This window comes from Jatrophihabitans sp. (assembly GCF_036000465.1).
In the GTDB taxonomy this organism is placed as follows: domain Bacteria; phylum Actinomycetota; class Actinomycetes; order Mycobacteriales; family Jatrophihabitantaceae; genus Jatrophihabitans.
Window position 1 is genome coordinate 19801 of sequence record NZ_DASYFV010000063.1, and the last position, 15059, is coordinate 34859.

The window sequence follows — 15059 nt, forward strand, 5'->3', positions numbered from 1 at the left end:
CCGCTCCGGACCGATGGTTCAGCTCGAGCGCAGCGCCTCAGCGCCCACCTCGGCGAAGCGCGTCCACAGCAGCGCCGCGGCCTCGGCCCCCTTGTAGAGCATCGACAGCGTGACCTTCTCGTTCGGCGCGTGGATCTGGTCGTCGGGCAGGCCGACGCCGAGGAACACCAGCGGGCGGTCGACCGCGGCCTGCAGCCCGGCCTCGGGTCCGCTGCCGCCCTCACGGGTCGGCAGCACCTGGGCGCCGTCGAAGGCCTCGCTGATCGCGCCGCTGAGCGCGTTGTACGCCGGCGTGCCGAGCGGCACGAGGCAGGCCCGCACCCCGGAGCCCTCCCACTCGACGTGGGACACGATGCCCTCGGGCGTGTGGTCGGTGACGAACTGCTCGACGCCCTTGATGATCGTGGCCGGATCCTGGTCGGCGACGAGGCGGAAGCTGAGCTTCACGAACGCGTCGCTCGGCACGATCGTCTTGTGCCCGGCGCCGATGTACCCGCCACCGATGCCGTTGACCTCGGCCGTCGGTCGCGCCCCGAGCCGCTCGAGGGTCGAGAAGCCGTGCTCGCCCCGCAGCGCGCGGGACTTGGTGACCTTGAGGAACTCGCCCTCGTCCGACGGCACCTTCGCGAACAGGTCGCGCTCGGTGTCGGTGAGGTCGAGGACGTCGTCGTAGAAGCCGGGTACCTGCACGCGTCCCTGGTCGTCGTGCAGCGCCGCGACGAGGCGGGCGATCTCGGTCGCCGGGTTCGGGATCGCGCCGCCGAACACGCCGGAGTGCAGGTCGAGGTCGGGGCCGTGGAAACTGACCGTCGCCGCGACCATGCCACGCATGCCGGTCACCGTGCTCGGCACGTCGGGCGCGACCATGCCGGTGTCGGTGACGACGACGACATCGCAGGCGAGGCGCTCGCGGTGGGTGGCGAGCAACTCCTCGAAGTGGGGCGAGCCCGACTCCTCCTCGCCCTCGACGATGAACTTCAGGGTGACCGCCGGGCTGGTGCGGCCGGTGGCGGCGAGGTGGGCCTGCAGGCCGAGCAGGTGGAACAGCAGCTGGCCCTTGTCGTCGGACGCGCCGCGAGCGCGCAGCAGGTCGCCGTCGATCGTCGGCTCGAACGGGTCGGTGTGCCACAGCTCCAGCGGGTCGACCGGCTGCACGTCGTGGTGGGCGTAGACGAGCACGACGGGGGCATCCGGGTCGTCGCTTCGCCATTCGGCGAACACGGCCGGCAGCCACGGGCCGTCGCCCCACACCTCGACGGTCGGGAAGCCGGTGCGGCGGGCCGCGTCGGCGAACCACTCCGCGCTGCGACGCACGTCGTCGTGGCGCTCGGGTTGCGCGCTGATGCCCGGGATGCGCAGCCACTGGTCGAGGTCGTGGAGGAGGTCGTCGCGGTGCTCGGCGACGTAGTCGCGTTCGGTGGTCACAATCCCGACGATAGCGGGGCCCCGGCGCTAGCCTTGCCCCGTGGCAGCCGATGATCCCGTCGTGATCGTCGGCGCCGGCCTGATGGGGGCGGCGTCGGCGTGGGCCCTCGCCCGGCAGGGCCGTCCGGTCGTCGTGCTCGAGCAGTACACCGCCGGGCACGACCGGGGCAGCTCGCACGGCAGCGCCCGCATCGTCCGGCGCGCGTACGGCGACGAGCTGTACACCCGGCTGACCGGTCAGGCGTTCGAGCTGTGGCGCGAGCTGGAGAACGTCTCGCAGACGCCGTTGCTGCGCATGCTCGGCGGGCTCGACTTCGGCCCCGAGCGGCATGTGCCGACGGTGGCCGAGCACCTGCGCACGAACGGAGTGCCGCACGAGGTGCTCCCGGCAATCGAGGCCGAGCGGCGCTGGCCCGGCATGCGCTTCTCCGGCGACGTGATCTTCCACCCCGAGGCCGGCACCGTCGACTCCGCGGCCGCCGTCGAGACCATGCTGGCCGAGGCCGAGAAGCACGGCGCACTCGTACGTCGCTCGACCGCGGTCCAAGCGATCCGCCCGGGCGACGGACACGCCGACGTCGTCTGCGCCGACGGCTCGACGCTGCGCGGCTCGACCGTGGTCGCGGCCGCGGGCGCATGGGTCTCGTCGCTGGTCGGCGGGCTCGTCGACCTGCCCGCGCTGCGGGTCACCCGCCAGCAGGTCTTCCACTTCCCGCGCCTCGACCCGGCGGCTCCGCCGTGGCCCAGTGTCATCCACGAGGAAGTCCGGCCGATCTACCACCTCGCCGGCGGCCGCGACGGCGGCTCCGAGGACGACCGCAAGATCGCCGAGCACGACGGTGGCGTGGTGGCCGAGGCCGGCACGACCGGCCCGGTGCTCGACGAGTCGCGTGATCGCGTCGTCGCCTACGTGCGCGAGTGGCTGCCCGGGCTCGACCCGACGCCGCGGCGGGAGGCGACCTGCCTGTACACCCAGACACCGTCCGAGGACTTCCTGCTCGACCGCGCCGGATCGCTCGTCGTCTGCTCGCCCTGCTCGGGCCACGGCGCCAAGTTCGCCCCGCTCATCGGCGAGTTGGTCGCCTCGCTCGTGACCGGCTCCGGCGTCGGGGTGCCCGAGCGGTTCTCGCTCGCGTCCCACAACTCCGGGCGGGTCGGCAACGTCTCCTTCTGATCCCTCTCCTGGCGCCGATCTTCATGCTCACACTCACGCGGGACACCGTCGCGACATGAAGATCGGTGACGGCGGGGCGACGTTTCGACCGGCGCGGGCCGGCGACGCGGCGGCGATCGCGCGGCTCGTCGGCGACGCGTACCGGCACTACGTGCCGCGCATCGGGGCCGAGCCGGGACCGATGCGCGACGACTACGCCGAAGTGGTTGCGCGGGGTGGCGTATGGGTCGCCGAGCTGGACGACCAGCTCGTCGGGCTCCTCGTGCTCGTGACCGCGTCCGATCACGTGCTGGTCGAGAACGTGGCCGTGGCGCCCGAGCGGCAGGGCCACGGGCTGGGGCGTCAGCTGCTCGACTTCGCCGAGGAGCGGGCGCGCGAGGCGGGGGCCGGCGAGATCCGGCTCTACACCCACGAGCGGATGACCGAGAACCTCGCGATCTACGCCGAACGCGGCTATCGCGAGACGCACCGCGACACCATGCGCGGGCTGCACCGCGTGCACCTGGCCAAGCCGCTCGGCTGAGGCCGCCGCTCAGTGCGGGGCGCGCACCAGCAGGTAGGCGCGCCGGCTGGGGTGCTCGGCCCCGCAGTTCGGCTCACGCTCGAGGCGGGCCACCGGCTCGAACCCGGCGGTGGCGAGCGCGGCCGCCTCGGCGTCCGGGTCGAGGAAGTGGAAGGCGAGCTCGATGTCCTCGCCCCACCACTCGGTCAGGGTGCGGGCCGTGCCCATCGGGTTGTCGGCGTCGCCGGTGTGGAAGGCGACCAGGGCCGGGCCGCCCGGACGGAGCACCCGCACGAACTCGCGATAGGCGGCGGCGCGCTGCTCGGCGTCCAGGTGGATCACCGTGTACAGGCAGACCACGCCGGCGAGCGCCCCCGAACGGAGCGGCAGCGCGGTCAGGTCGCCGGCGAGGAAGGGCAGCGCGTTGTCGCGTCGCGCCACCGCGCACATCCCTGGCGACAGATCGGTCCCCACGGCCGGGCGACCGAGCCCGGCCAGATGGCGCGTGACGTGCCCAGGTCCGCAACCGAGGTCGGCCAGCGGGCCGTTGCCGGCCAGCTCGACGAAGGCCTGCAACAGGGCCCGATCGAGCGGCTTCCCGGCGAGCTCGTCGCCGACCTCCGCGGCGTAACGCTCGGCCACGCGGTCGTAGCTGTGCCGGGCGCGCGTCATGCCGGCGCCCCCAGTCGCACCGGGCCGTCTGCTCCGCCGACCACCGCGACCAGCGCGGGCCGCGGGCCCTGAATCACGTCGAGCTCGACCCCGAGTGCGGTCAACGCCGCGCGCACCCGCTCGGGCTCCGGATGCTCGGCCCGCCACTCGAGCAGCGGCACCGACGGCAGGTCACGCGTGGTCGGGTGCGGGGTCGTGCCCCAGTCGATCAGGAACGGCACGAGGCCCATCCCGTCGTCGAGGGCGGGTGGGGTCAGCCGCCATTCGAGCAGCTCGCCGTCGGGCGTGCGGCGCGACATCGACGCCGCGTCGCCCGGGTCGTACCCGGCGGCGCGCGCGGCGCGCACGACGGCATCGACATCGGCCGGGTGCACGGCCCAGGTGACGACCCGCGGGCCGGCCAGCTCGTCGATGCCGAACGGCCGCGGCCCGGACGGATCGGGCTGGTCGGGATCAGGCCCGACGATCTCGAGGTAGGCCGTGCCGCCGAGCCCGACCAGGTGGTTCGCCGAGCCGAGCCCGACGTGGCTGCCACCGCGCGCCGGCGCCACCCCGGTGCGCCCGGCGAAATCAGCCACCGCCCCCGCGAGATCGGGCACGGCCAGCACGATGTGGTCGAGACTCATCCGCCACCGCCCTCTCCCGCGATCAGCCGGCGCAGCCCGTCGGCGTCCAGCAGGGTCGCGGGCTCGACCGTCTCGTTCGAGCGGACGTAGTGGAACGCCGCCCGCACCCGACGGATCTCGGTGTCGGCGAGGCCGCACAGCCGGGCCCAGGCCAGCCGGTACGCCGCCAGCTGCACGTCGGCCGCCCGCGCCGCGTCGCCGATCGGTCGCGCGCCGGTCTTCCAGTCGACCACCAGCCAGTCGTCGCCGTCGCGGAAGACCGCGTCCATCCGGCCGCGGATCACCCGATCACCGACACCCAGTTCACCGATGCCCAGTTCACCGATGCTCATTTCGCCGATGCTCATTTCGAAGGGAACCTCGACATCGTGCGGCACTCGCTGCCCGAACGCACTCGCCTCGAACGCGGCGCGCAGCGCCTCGAGATCGCGGTCGTCGGCGTCGTCATCGGCGGCACCGGGCAGCTCGTCGATGTCGAGCAGGGCCTGGCTCTCCCAGCGCTGTTCGAGCCATCGGTGGAAGGCCGTGCCCCGCCGGGCGTGCGGCGCGGGTGCCCGCGGCACGGGTCGGCGCAGGCTGCGGGCGAGCGCCGCGGGGTCGCGCTCGAGGGCGACCAGCTGCGTGACCGACAGCTGGGCCGGCAGCTCGACCGCGAGACGGTCGGCCCCGGCCAGGCGTTCCCGCTCGGCCAGCAACACCTCGACGTCGCGACGCCAGTGGTCGGCCCGGGTGACCGGGTCGCCGAAGACCAGCTGGGGCACCTCGGGCCGGGCCACCGCGGCGCGGACGAGTGCGGCCGCGGCCTCGACCTCGTCGCGGCGGCTCGGGCCGCTGCCGTCAGGCAGCGCGAGCGGGTCGAACGGCCACGTGGCCGTCGGGCTGATCGCAGTGAGCGGGTTGGTCGCGCCGTCGGCCGGCTCGAACCACTCGTCCGGGGTGGCGAACTCACGCAGCGTCAGCAGGTAGTCCGACGGCTCCCGCGCCGTCTTCGCGTCGTCGAACACGAACCCGGACGCCAGCAGCACGTGCTTGGCCCGGGTGAACGCGACGTAGGCGAGCCGGCGCTCCTCGTCGGCGTGCCGGTCGCGCATGGCCGTGTCGTAGCCCTCGAGCCGGCGGCGCAACTCGTCGGTGTCGGCGGACTCCGCGGCCTGGAAAGGCGGCAGGTCGTGGTGATCGCCGCGCAGCGGGCCGGGCAGCTCCTGGCGCGTACGGGTCCAGTTCGTCGCCTTCGGCGCTGCCGGGAAGATCTTGTCGTCGAGCCCGGGCACGGCCACGACGTCCCACTCGAGACCCTTCGCGCCGTGCACGGTGAGGATCTGCACCCGCTCGGCCGCGACCTCGACCTCGCCGGCCTCGAGCCCGTTCTCCTCGTCCTCGGCGGCGTCGAGGAACGCGAGGAACGCCGTCAGGGTGGCGGTGGAGGTGTCGCCCGCCTCGCTCACGAAGGTGGCGGCCTCGTCGAGGAACCGGTCGAGGTGCACGCGCCCGACGACCGCGCGGTCGGGGCGCGCCAGCACCTCGATGTCGACCCCGGACACCCGCTCGACCTCGGCGATCAGCTCGGGCAGCGACGTCGACACCCGCCGCCGCAGCCGGCGCAGCTCGATCGACAGTGCGGCCAGGCGGCGGTACCCCTCGCGCGAGTACGACTCGGCCGGGCCGAGGTCGTCGAGTGCCTCGATGATGCTGACCGTGTCGTCGGGCGACGGCACGTCGGACGGACCCTCGCCGACGGCGAGCTCGCGGGCCCGCCGGCTCAGCGCGGCGAGGTCGTAGGGGCCGATGCGCCAGCGGGCCCCGGTCAGCAACCGGGCCAGCGACGTGCCGGCGGTGAAGCCGGCCAGCACCCGCAGGGTGGCCATCACGTCGGCGACCTCGGGCGTGGTCAGCAGACCGCCGAGCCCGACGACCTCGACCGGCAGACCCTCGGCCCGCAGCGCGTCGGCGAGCACCGGGATCTGGGCGCGGCGCCGCACCAGCACGGCCGCGGTGCGCCCGACCGGCGGGAGCTCGTCCCAGGCCTTGCGCATACGCGTCGCGAGCCAGGCGGCCTCGTCGAGATGCGTCTCGGTGAACGCGAGCTCGAGCCGGCCGTCACCCGCGACCGGCCCGGGCCGGAGTTCGCCGACGCTCGCCCGCGTACGCAGCGGTGCGGCGACGGCGTTGGCCGCGGTGAGCACGATGCGGTCGTTGCGGAAGCTGGTGGCCAGCGGATGCACGACGGCCGGGGCGCCGGCCGCCGTTCGGAACCGTCCGGCGAACGCGGCCATGTTGCCCGAGCTCGCGCCCCGCCAGCCGTAGATCGACTGGAACGGGTCACCGACGGCCGTGACCGCGTGGCCGTCGCCGAACAGGCCGTGCAGCATGGCGATCTGCGAGTGGCCGGTGTCCTGGTACTCGTCGAGCAGCACCGCCGCGAAGCGGGCCCGCTCGACGGTGCGCACCTCGTCGAGCGCGGCGAGCTCGGCGGCCAGTTTCATCTGGTCGCCGAAGTCGACCGAACCGCTCGACGCCTTCGCCTCCGCGAACTCGCGCACGAGCGGCAGCAGCGCTCGGCGATGGACAAGCGACTTGACCAAATCGGCCACGGGCCCCGTCTTGTTCCGCTTGCCCGGCAGCTCGTCGACACGACGAGCCAGCGCGACGCAGTAGTCCTCGACCGCTGCGGCATCCGTGAGGTGGTCGGCGAGCTGGTTGGCCATCTGCAGCAGGTACTTCACCACCGACGAGGGGGCGCCGATGTCGTCGGGCAGCGGTTGCAGGTGGTTGCGCATCACGCGGTCGGCCAGCTGCCACGACACCGCCTGCGACATCAACCGGGCGTCGGGCTCGGCCCCGAGCCGCAGGGCCTGCTCGCTCACCAGCCGCCCGGCGTAGGCGGCATAGGTCGAGACCGTCGGTTCGGCCGCGCGCAGCAGCGTCAGGTACTCGAGGTCGTCGGGCGACACCCGCTCGACGACTCCGCGCCACTGGGCCAATCGTCGTCGGATCCGCTTGCCGAGCTCGGCCGCGGCCTTGCGGGTGAAGGTGAGGCCGAGCACGGCATCGGGCGCGACCAGGCGGTTGGCCACCAGCCACACGACGCGCGAGGCCATCGTCTCGGTCTTGCCCGACCCGGCCCCGGCGATCACCGCCGACGGCGACAGCGGCGACTCGATGACGACGATCTGCTCATCGGTCGGGCGCGGCAACCCCAGTGCCGTGCTGATCTCGACCGCCGATACCCCGCTCATGCCGTCACCTGCCGGCCCTCGGGCTGCAGGGGGCAGCACTTCTTCAGATCGCAGATGCGGCAGTCCCGGCCGGCCGTCGCGGTGAACTCGCTGCCCCGCAGCCGTTGCGCGACGACGGCGATCTCGGCCTCGATCCAGCCCGGATCGTCGTCGGCGCTCAGGGCGCCCTGGCGCTGCTCGGCGTAGCGCGCGCCGGAGGCGAGCTGCACCAGCGCGGCGCCGCCCGACGGTGTGGCCTCCCCGAAGCCGCCCCGCTCGACGGCGAGCTGGTACGCGCCGAGCTGCGGGTGGCGCGGGAGCTCGTCGTTGCCGGGTTTGCGCTTGCCGGTCTTGTAGTCGATGACCACCAGCCGGCCCTCGGAGTCGCGTTCGAGGCGGTCGACCCGCCCGCGCAGCACGGCGTCGCCGACCTCGACCGTGAACGGCTCCTCGACCGCGAAGAGGGTCAGCTCGCGGCGGCTGTCGGCCAGCCAGGCGCACAGCCGGGCGAGGATCGCGGTGGCTCGCTGCCGCTCGTTGTCGGCGTACCAGCGCGCCCCGAAGTCGAGGGTCTCCCACCGCTCGTCGAGCCGGCGCAGGTACTCGTCGAAGTCGGACCCGGGCGGCGTCTCGGCCGCGATGTCATGGACGAGCACGCCGAGCGACGCGGAAAGAGGGTCGCCGTCGGTGGCGCCGAGGTCGCTCAGCACCGAGCGGACCTCGCAGGTCAGGAACGACTCGATGCGCGACGGGCTGACGCCGACCGGACGATCGGGTCGGGCCACCCCGCGATCGTCGGACAGCGGGGCCAACCCCCACCAGGACGAGGGGTCGGCCCCGGCGACGCCGGCCTCGACCAGCCGGGCCAGCGACTGCGCCGCCGCCTCGCGGTCGGCGGGCGTCTCCTCGGGATCGGCCACCACGCAACGCAGCTCGGCGATCAGCCCCGGCAGGTGGACACCGCGCGGCAGCTGGGTGATCGGACGCTCGCCGTCGGACGGGTCGAGCTCGTCGAGGAAGCGCGACGGCTGCTCCTCGTCACCCGCTACGGCCGAGACGACCACGCGCCGCCGGGCCCGGGTCACCGCGACGTAGAACAGGCGCCGCTCCTCCGCCAGCTGGGGCGCGACCAGCGAAACGCCCGCGGCGTCGCGACCGGTCAGCTCGTCGACGAGGGTCTCCGAACCGAGCAGCGAACCGCGGCGGCGCAGGTCGGGCCAGACGCCCTCCTGCACGTTGGCCACGCACACGAGATCCCATTCCAGCCCCTTGCTCGCGTGCGCGGTGAGCACGGCGACCGTCTCGTCGGAGGCGGTGCGGGTGGTGCCGGCGTCGCCCGGGATCTGCTGGGCCGCGAGGTGCGCGGCGAAGCCCTCGATCGTCTCGTGGGGCAGCCGGTCGGTGAAGCGGGCCGCGGTCTCGAACAGCTCGACCACGGCATCGAGGTCGCGATCGGCCGCCGCGCCACCGGAGCCGCCCGCCCGGCTGGCCTGCTCCCAGCGGCGGGCCAGACCGGACGCCTGCCAGATGGCCCACAGCACGTCTTCCGGAGACCCCTCGGCCCGCACCGTGTCGCGCCCGGCGGCGAGCAGCGCCGAGACCCGCACCACCGGACGCCGGACGGGTTCGGGCAGCACGTGCGCGCCGAGCGGGTCGAACAGCGCGGCCGCGAGCGTCGCCGGTTCGTCGGTGTCGGCGGTGACCCGGCGCAGCACGCGGCGCAGCCGGCGCAACAGCACGGCGTCGGCCCCGCCGATCGGCCCGAGCAGCAGCCGCTCGGCGGAGTCCTCGGACACCGCGGGCACCCCGCCCCGCTCGTGCGCCAGCACCGCGTCGACGGCGTCGAGCAGCGCCGAGACGGCGGGCTGGCCGGCGAGCGGCAGGTCGTCGCCCCGGACCGAGACCGGCACGCCCGCGGTGATCAACGCCCGGCGCAGGATCGGCAGGGCGCTCGCGGTCGAGCGCACCAGAACAGCCATGCGCGACCACGGCAGGCCGTCGAGATGGGCGCGCCGCAGCGTGCCGGCCACGAAGGCGGCCTCCTCGCTGGCCGAGCGGAACACCCCGACCTCGACGCGGCCCGCATCGGCGCCGTCGACCGGCACCAGCGCCCGCTGCGCCGCCGGGCCGGGCAGCCGCTCGCCGATCCGCCGCGACGCGGCCAGCAGCACCGGCCCGGACCGGCGGCAGGTGGTCAGCGCGACCGTCGGCATCGCGCCGAAGCGCGTCGGCGCGTCGCGGATCGCCGACTCGTCGGCGCCGCGGAAGGCGTAGATCGACTGGTCGGGGTCGCCGACCAGCACCAGCTCGTCGGCGCCGTCGGCGAGCACGGCGAGCAGCTCGGCCTGGGCCGGGTCGGTGTCCTGGTACTCGTCGACGAAGATCCGCCGGCGCCGGGCCCGCTCGCGGGCGAGCAGCTCGGGATCGTCCTCGAACGCATTGAGCGCGCCCCGGATGAGCTCGGCCGGGTCGTAGGCGCCGGGATCCTTCATGGCGTAGACGGAGTGGTACTCGGTCAGGAATTCCCCTGCCGCGACCCAGTCGGGCCGCCCGCGACGCCGCCCGAGACCGGCCAGGGTGGGGCCGTCGAGCCCGCGCTCGACGGCGCGCATCAGCAACTCGCGAACCTCGCCCGCGAACGCCTCGGTGGCGAGCGCCGGCTGCAGCGCGGCGGGCCAGCGATCGGTCGAGTTGGCGAGCAGGTCGCGCAGCACGATGTCCTGCTCGGCCGCGGCCAGCAGCCGGGGCGCCGGCAGGCCGCGGGCGAGGTTCGCCATGCGCAGCACTCCGAACGCGTACGAGTGCAGCGTGCGGGCGATCGGCTCGCGGACCGTGCGCCCGAGCCGGGCCGCTACACGATCACGCATCTCGCCGGCCGCCCGGCGGCTGAAGGTGAGCATGAGGAGCTGACCGACCTCGGCCCCGCGCGCGACGCGGTCGACGACCGTCTCGACGAGGGTGGTGGTCTTCCCGGTGCCCGGGCCGGCGAGCACGAGCAGCGGACCGCCGGGGTGCTCGACCACCGCGCGCTGGGCGTCGTCGAGCACCGGCGCCACCGCCCGCGGACGTGCGGAACGCACCAGGCGGTAGCTCGGCTCGGTCACGTCGGCAATCAGAACACGCTGCCCCGACAGTTCTGGGAACCGCCCAGTTCCTCGAAGAGCGTGAGCTGGGTGCCGTCCGGCGCGGTCAGCCGGGCGTTGAGAGAGTTCCACGGCGTGACGGTGGGTTCGGCGATCACGGCCGCTCCCCCGGCGGCGAGCCGGCGGGTCGCCCCGGTCGCGTCCGTCACCTCGAACGCGACGCGCACCGGGCCGGCCACGCGCCGTCCGACCTCGACCTCGTCGATGTACCCGGCCTGCGCCACGTCGGCCAGCTCGAGGGTGGCCCGGCCGGCGTCGAGCAGCGTGACCCGGCCGCCGTTGGGGGCCTCGTACGCGGCCTGCTCGGCCAGCCCGAGCACGTCGCGGTAGAACACCAGCGCCTGCTCGTAGTCGTCCACGGTGATCACCAGTCGCAGCTCACGAACATCCATGCCCGGATTCTCGCGCGCGCCCCACGCGACCTCGTACGGTCGGGTCCGTGAATGCCGACGCCGAACCCGACCTCGATCACGCCCGCGCGTTCGCGATCGCCGGTGACGTCGCGGCGGCCCGGCTCGGGGCGGAGCGCGCGCGCCGGGCGCCGACGCGGATCGCGCACAACGGGTGAGCGGCCTCGAGAACGTCCCTGGGCTGGAGCGCTTCCGGTGAGGGTGCTCGGCATCGACCTCGCCGCGTCCCCGGCCACGACGGCGATCGCCCGGCTCGATGGTCTGACCGTCACCGCGGTCGAGGTCGGCGTCGACGACGACCGCATCGTCGAGCTCGCGGCCGGCGCGGCGAAGATCGGGATCGACTGCCCGCTGGGCTGGCCCCGCGCCTTCGTCGACTTCGTCGCCGCGCACCAGGCTGGTCGTCCGACCTCCGCGGCCGACACCGTCGCCGCCCGGCGCCCGCTCGCGTACCGCGCGACCGATCTGTGGGTCGCCGCGCACCATCCGCCGCTGCGGCCGCTCAGCGTCTCGGCCGACCGCATCGGGCACGCGGCGATGCGGGCCGCCGGGCTGCTGGCCCGGTTGGGCGAGACCGACCGCAGCGGGACGGCCCGGGTCGTCGAGGTCTACCCGGCGGCCTCGTTGCGACAGTGGGGGATGCCCTTCCGCGGCTACAAGGGGCCCGACGGCGCGGCCCTGCGCTCGGCCTCGGTGTCGGCGCTCGCGAGCGTGCTCGAACTCGGCCCGCACGCCGACCTGTGCCGGGCCTGCGACCATGCCCTCGACGCGGTTGTGGCGGCCGCGTCGGCCCGCGCCGTGGAACTCGGCCGGGCGAGCGGTCCGGACACCACGCAGCGTGAGGTGGCGACGGTCGAGGGGTGGATCGCGATCCCGACCGGCGAGCTCGCCGGACTGCGCGAGGGTTAGCGAGCCGACCGGGGACGGCGGCCGAGCGCGAACGCGCCGATCATCATCACCACGGCCAGCAGCAGCATGGCGGTGAAGATCCAGCCTTGCGGGCCGCCGAACAGGCCGATCCCGGTGAGGTTGGTGATCTGCCGGCCGACGTCGCCCAGGGCCCCGCGCGGGTCGAACGGCGAGACCCGGTTCGGTGACCCGGCGTGGGGCGTGCCGGATCCGTTGTGCGAGCCGAGCTTCGGCGTCCGGTGCGCGTGGGGACGCGCCGTGGCTCGCGGCGCGACGGCGGCGCGGCCCGACGCCAGCGGGACGGTGTCACCGAACGCAGCGCGGGAGGCAGGCGTACCCGCGAGCTTGGCGGGCTTGGTCGCGCCGGGCTTGGTCGTCGTCCTGCCGGCGCCCTTGCCCGGATGCGCCTTGGCGGTACCCGGCGTCGTCCTGGCCGGCTGGGCGCCGTTCTTCGCGCCCTTCGCCAGATGCTTGCCGTGGTTCGCCGTCTCAGCAGCAGTGACGGCCGAGTCCGCCGAGGCGGTGAGGTGACCGGCGCGGGTCTTGTGCGCTTCGCGGGACTTGTGCGCGTGGCCACGCACCCGACCCGACGAGCCGGTAGCGGTCGACGCGGCCCGGACCGTCGTCGCTCTCGCGCCGTGCGCGGTCCGGCCCGCGTGAGCGGGGTGCGCCGGGTGGGCCTCGGCCCGCTTGTGGGAGTGCTCGTGCTCGGGTGAGGGGATGACCATTGCCGGCCGGACGGCCTGGCCGTGCGCGCGTTCCTGCCCGTGCGAGCCGGGCGCCGCGAACGCGGGCGTACTCGCAGCCACCACGACGGCGAACAGCCCCGCAGCGACGAGCGCTCGGCGAGCGGTGGGCACGAAACTGACCTCTGTCCCGATGGGCAGTTGTTACGAGCAGGTGGGATGACCGTGAAGATCAAGTAAAGTATACGGGCCGCTTCATCGCGTCGCAATTCGCGCGAGGCCCGGTGTGTCAGCTTCCGTCCCATCTCGCGGTGGCCAGATCGACCCGATGACCGACGAACCGGACACCCTCCGTGAGCAAGCGCTGGCGCTGTTCGGTGTAGAGGTGCTCGGCCAGCGTGCCGTCCGACCGGAGCACGCGGTGCCAGGGCACTCCGTCACCGTCGCGGGCCAGGACGCGGCCCACGGTGCGGGCGGAGCGGGTGCCCGCGAACTCGGCGACATCGCCGTAGGTCATCACCCGACCCGGTGGGATCGCCTCGATGCAGGCCAGGATGCGTTCGGCGAACCCGCTGGGTTCGCCGGGACCGGAGGAGGTCGTCACCGCCCCAGCCTCGCACGACACCGGATGCCCGGTCTGCGACGATCCGGGGGTGCCCATGACGCTGCCCAGCGCGCTGCCGATCGTGCAGGCGCCGATGGCGGGTGGCCCCTCCACCCCGGAACTCGCGGCGGCGGTCGCCGCCGCCGGCGGCTACCCCGGTATCGCGGCCGGGTACCTGACCCCGGCCGCGCTCCACGACGCGCTGCGCCGTACCCGCGCGCTGACCGGGGCCCCGCTCGGGGTCAACCTGTTCTGCGCCGGACCCGACCACGCCGATGCCGACGCGATCGCGCGCTACGCCGCCGGGCTCGCCGGCGAGTCGGCGCGGCTCGCGGTGCCGCTCGGCGCGCCGCGCTGGGACGACGACCAGGTCGCCGAGAAGGTCGAGGTCGTCGCCAACTCGCAGGCCCACCTCGCCGGCTTCACCTTCGGTTGCCCCGCACCCGGCACCGTCGAGCGGCTGCAGCGCGCCGGGGTACTGGTCGCGGTGACCGTCACCTCGGCCGAGGAGGCCGCGACCGCGACCGACGCCGGAGCCGACGCGCTGATCGTCCAGGGCACCGAGGCCGGCGGGCACCAGGCCGTCTTCGACAGCGCGACCCCGAACCGCACCCCGCTGCTCGACGCGCTCGCCGCCGTCCGGGGCGCGACAACCCTGCCGCTGATCGCGGCCGGCGGTATCGCAACCGGCGCCGAACTGGCCGCCGTCCTCGCCGCCGGCGCGGTCGCCGGCCAGATCGGCACCGCCCTGCTGCTCGCGCCCGAGGCCGGCACCTCGCTGCCGCACCGGGCCGCGCTCGAGACTGCGCGCTACGCCGGGACGACGCTGACCCGCGCGTTCAGCGGACGCTGGGCCCGCGGGCTGGCGAACCGGTTCGCGCTCGAGCACGAGGACGCACCCGACGGCTACCCGCAGATCCATCACCTGACCCGGCCGCTGCGGGCGGCCGCCACCGCCGCCGGGGATTCGGACGTGCCGAATCTCTGGGCCGGCACCAACTGGCGGCTCGCCGAGGCGCGCCCGGCCGGCGAGATCGTCCGCCGGCTGGCCGACGACGCCCGGCGGCTCGGCTAACGCGGATCGCGGCCGGTGAGCGCGACGAGCTTGTCGAGGGTCGACGCGTCGTCGGGCACCGCGACCGGGGCGTCGAACAGCCCGCTCGGCGAGAGGTCGCCGAGGTCGCGCGCCTGCGCGTAGAGCCGCTCGACGACATCGCCCGGCAGCGCCCCTGCGAACCCGATGGCCCGGCCGAGATCCCAGGCGTGCACGACGAGGTCGAAGGTCATCTCGCCGATGTAGGTGCGGGCCGGCGTCGCGCCGCGCGACAGCGCGACCGAGCGGCCCAGAGCTCCGTCACCGGAGAAGGCATCGGCCGACGCGGCCGCGGCCTCGTCCCAGGACTCGGCCAGGTTCGCGCCGGTGCCGCCGTCGACCGGGAGGTTGCGGGTGCCCCTCACGATCTGCCCGGCCGTGGTGAGGTCGTGGCCGTGCAGCAGGGGCGCGGCCCAGCGGTGCTCGTCGACCAGGTGGGCGACGAGGTCGGCGACCGTCCACTCGGTGTCCGGTGTCGGCTGCTGCCATTGGCCCTCGGCGACGGCGTGCACCCGCTCGCCGAAGCATCGCTGGGCGGCCAGGAAGGCGGCGAGCAGGTCGTCGTCGGTCACGTCGATAGCCATGCTTCGACGCTACCCG

General features: G+C 74.5%; 14 protein-coding genes. 5 read left to right on the forward strand and 9 right to left on the reverse strand.

Features of this window, described 5'->3' with window-relative positions; translation table 11 throughout:
- Positions 1–18: 18 nt before the first annotated feature.
- The gene (locus tag VGN18_RS18175) at positions 19–1428 is read right to left on the reverse strand and encodes a M20/M25/M40 family metallo-hydrolase (RefSeq protein ID WP_349259967.1); all 1410 of its coding nucleotides are present in this window, start codon (positions 1426–1428) and stop codon (positions 19–21) included.
- A 37-nt stretch (positions 1429–1465) separates the two neighbouring features.
- Here VGN18_RS18175 and VGN18_RS18180 point away from each other — a divergent pair, with 37 nt between their 5' ends.
- Positions 1466–2599: an FAD-dependent oxidoreductase gene (locus VGN18_RS18180; protein ID WP_327541136.1), complete on the forward strand. Its 1134-nt coding sequence runs from the start codon at positions 1466–1468 to the stop codon at positions 2597–2599.
- Between the two features lie 55 nt (positions 2600–2654).
- On the forward strand, positions 2655–3122 hold the full coding sequence (locus VGN18_RS18185; protein WP_327541137.1) for a GNAT family N-acetyltransferase: 468 nt from the start codon (positions 2655–2657) through the stop codon (positions 3120–3122).
- A gap of 9 nt (positions 3123–3131) precedes the next feature.
- On the opposite strand, the gene VGN18_RS18190 is transcribed toward VGN18_RS18185, so the two are convergent.
- The 5 genes from VGN18_RS18190 to VGN18_RS18210 are packed head-to-tail and all read right to left on the reverse strand — an operon-like array spanning position 3132 to position 11149.
- The gene (locus tag VGN18_RS18190; protein WP_327541138.1) at positions 3132–3773 is read right to left on the reverse strand and encodes a class I SAM-dependent methyltransferase; all 642 of its coding nucleotides are present in this window, start codon (positions 3771–3773) and stop codon (positions 3132–3134) included.
- Positions 3770–4399, reverse strand: coding sequence for a VOC family protein (locus VGN18_RS18195; protein ID WP_327541139.1), 630 nt, complete (start codon positions 4397–4399; stop codon positions 3770–3772). The genes VGN18_RS18190 and VGN18_RS18195 overlap by 4 nt, the downstream gene beginning before the upstream one ends.
- Positions 4396–7635, reverse strand: coding sequence for an ATP-dependent DNA helicase (locus VGN18_RS18200; RefSeq protein ID WP_327541140.1), 3240 nt, complete (start codon positions 7633–7635; stop codon positions 4396–4398). Before VGN18_RS18200 ends, VGN18_RS18195 begins: the two co-directional genes overlap by 4 nt.
- Positions 7632–10718: an ATP-dependent DNA helicase gene (locus VGN18_RS18205; protein ID WP_327541141.1), complete on the reverse strand. Its 3087-nt coding sequence runs from the start codon at positions 10716–10718 to the stop codon at positions 7632–7634. Before VGN18_RS18205 ends, VGN18_RS18200 begins: the two co-directional genes overlap by 4 nt.
- A gap of 8 nt (positions 10719–10726) precedes the next feature.
- Positions 10727–11149 carry a VOC family protein gene (locus VGN18_RS18210; RefSeq protein ID WP_327541142.1) on the reverse strand — a complete coding sequence of 141 codons (423 nt, stop codon included), beginning with the start codon at positions 11147–11149 and terminating at the stop codon, positions 10727–10729.
- A 47-nt stretch (positions 11150–11196) separates the two neighbouring features.
- On the opposite strand from VGN18_RS18210, the gene VGN18_RS18215 reads away from it, so the two are divergent.
- Both VGN18_RS18215 and VGN18_RS18220 read left to right on the forward strand, forming a co-directional pair.
- The gene (locus VGN18_RS18215) at positions 11197–11325 is read left to right on the forward strand and encodes a hypothetical protein (RefSeq protein ID WP_327541143.1); all 129 of its coding nucleotides are present in this window, start codon (positions 11197–11199) and stop codon (positions 11323–11325) included.
- A gap of 37 nt (positions 11326–11362) precedes the next feature.
- Positions 11363–12076, forward strand: a complete 714-nt coding sequence (locus tag VGN18_RS18220; RefSeq protein ID WP_327541144.1) for a DUF429 domain-containing protein — start codon at positions 11363–11365, stop codon at positions 12074–12076.
- Here VGN18_RS18220 and VGN18_RS18225 read toward each other — a convergent pair.
- Both VGN18_RS18225 and VGN18_RS18230 read right to left on the reverse strand, forming a co-directional pair.
- Entirely contained in the window at positions 12073–12936 is an 864-nt protein-coding gene (locus VGN18_RS18225) for a hypothetical protein (RefSeq protein WP_327541145.1), read from the reverse strand. The genes VGN18_RS18220 and VGN18_RS18225 overlap by 4 nt on opposite strands.
- A 115-nt stretch (positions 12937–13051) precedes the next feature.
- Complete coding sequence (locus tag VGN18_RS18230; RefSeq protein ID WP_327541146.1) at positions 13052–13366, reverse strand: MGMT family protein; 315 nt, start codon at positions 13364–13366, stop codon at positions 13052–13054.
- Positions 13367–13421: 55 nt separating this feature from the next.
- Here VGN18_RS18230 and VGN18_RS18235 point away from each other — a divergent pair, with 55 nt between their 5' ends.
- Positions 13422–14441, forward strand: a complete 1020-nt coding sequence (locus VGN18_RS18235; RefSeq protein WP_327541147.1) for a nitronate monooxygenase — start codon at positions 13422–13424, stop codon at positions 14439–14441.
- On the opposite strand, the gene VGN18_RS18240 is transcribed toward VGN18_RS18235, so the two are convergent.
- Entirely contained in the window at positions 14438–15043 is a 606-nt protein-coding gene (locus tag VGN18_RS18240; RefSeq protein WP_327541148.1) for a TIGR03086 family metal-binding protein, read from the reverse strand. The two genes, VGN18_RS18235 and VGN18_RS18240, sit on opposite strands and share 4 nt — an antisense overlap.
- Positions 15044–15059 lie beyond the last annotated feature (16 nt).

Excerpts from the sequence above, each read along its gene's own strand:
- VGN18_RS18240 (WP_327541148.1), bottom strand. The coding sequence starts at position 15,043 with ATGGCTATCGACGTGACCGACGACGACCTGCTCGCCGCCTTCCTGGCC.
- VGN18_RS18235 (WP_327541147.1), top strand. The coding sequence starts at position 13,422 with ATGACGCTGCCCAGCGCGCTGCCGATCGTGCAGGCGCCGATGGCGGGT.
- VGN18_RS18185 (WP_327541137.1), top strand. The coding sequence starts at position 2,655 with ATGAAGATCGGTGACGGCGGGGCGACGTTTCGACCGGCGCGGGCCGGC.
- VGN18_RS18200 (WP_327541140.1), bottom strand. The coding sequence starts at position 7,635 with ATGAGCGGGGTATCGGCGGTCGAGATCAGCACGGCACTGGGGTTGCCG.
- VGN18_RS18195 (WP_327541139.1), bottom strand. The coding sequence starts at position 4,399 with ATGAGTCTCGACCACATCGTGCTGGCCGTGCCCGATCTCGCGGGGGCG.
- VGN18_RS18190 (WP_327541138.1), bottom strand. The coding sequence starts at position 3,773 with ATGACGCGCGCCCGGCACAGCTACGACCGCGTGGCCGAGCGTTACGCC.
- VGN18_RS18210 (WP_327541142.1), bottom strand. The coding sequence starts at position 11,149 with ATGGATGTTCGTGAGCTGCGACTGGTGATCACCGTGGACGACTACGAG.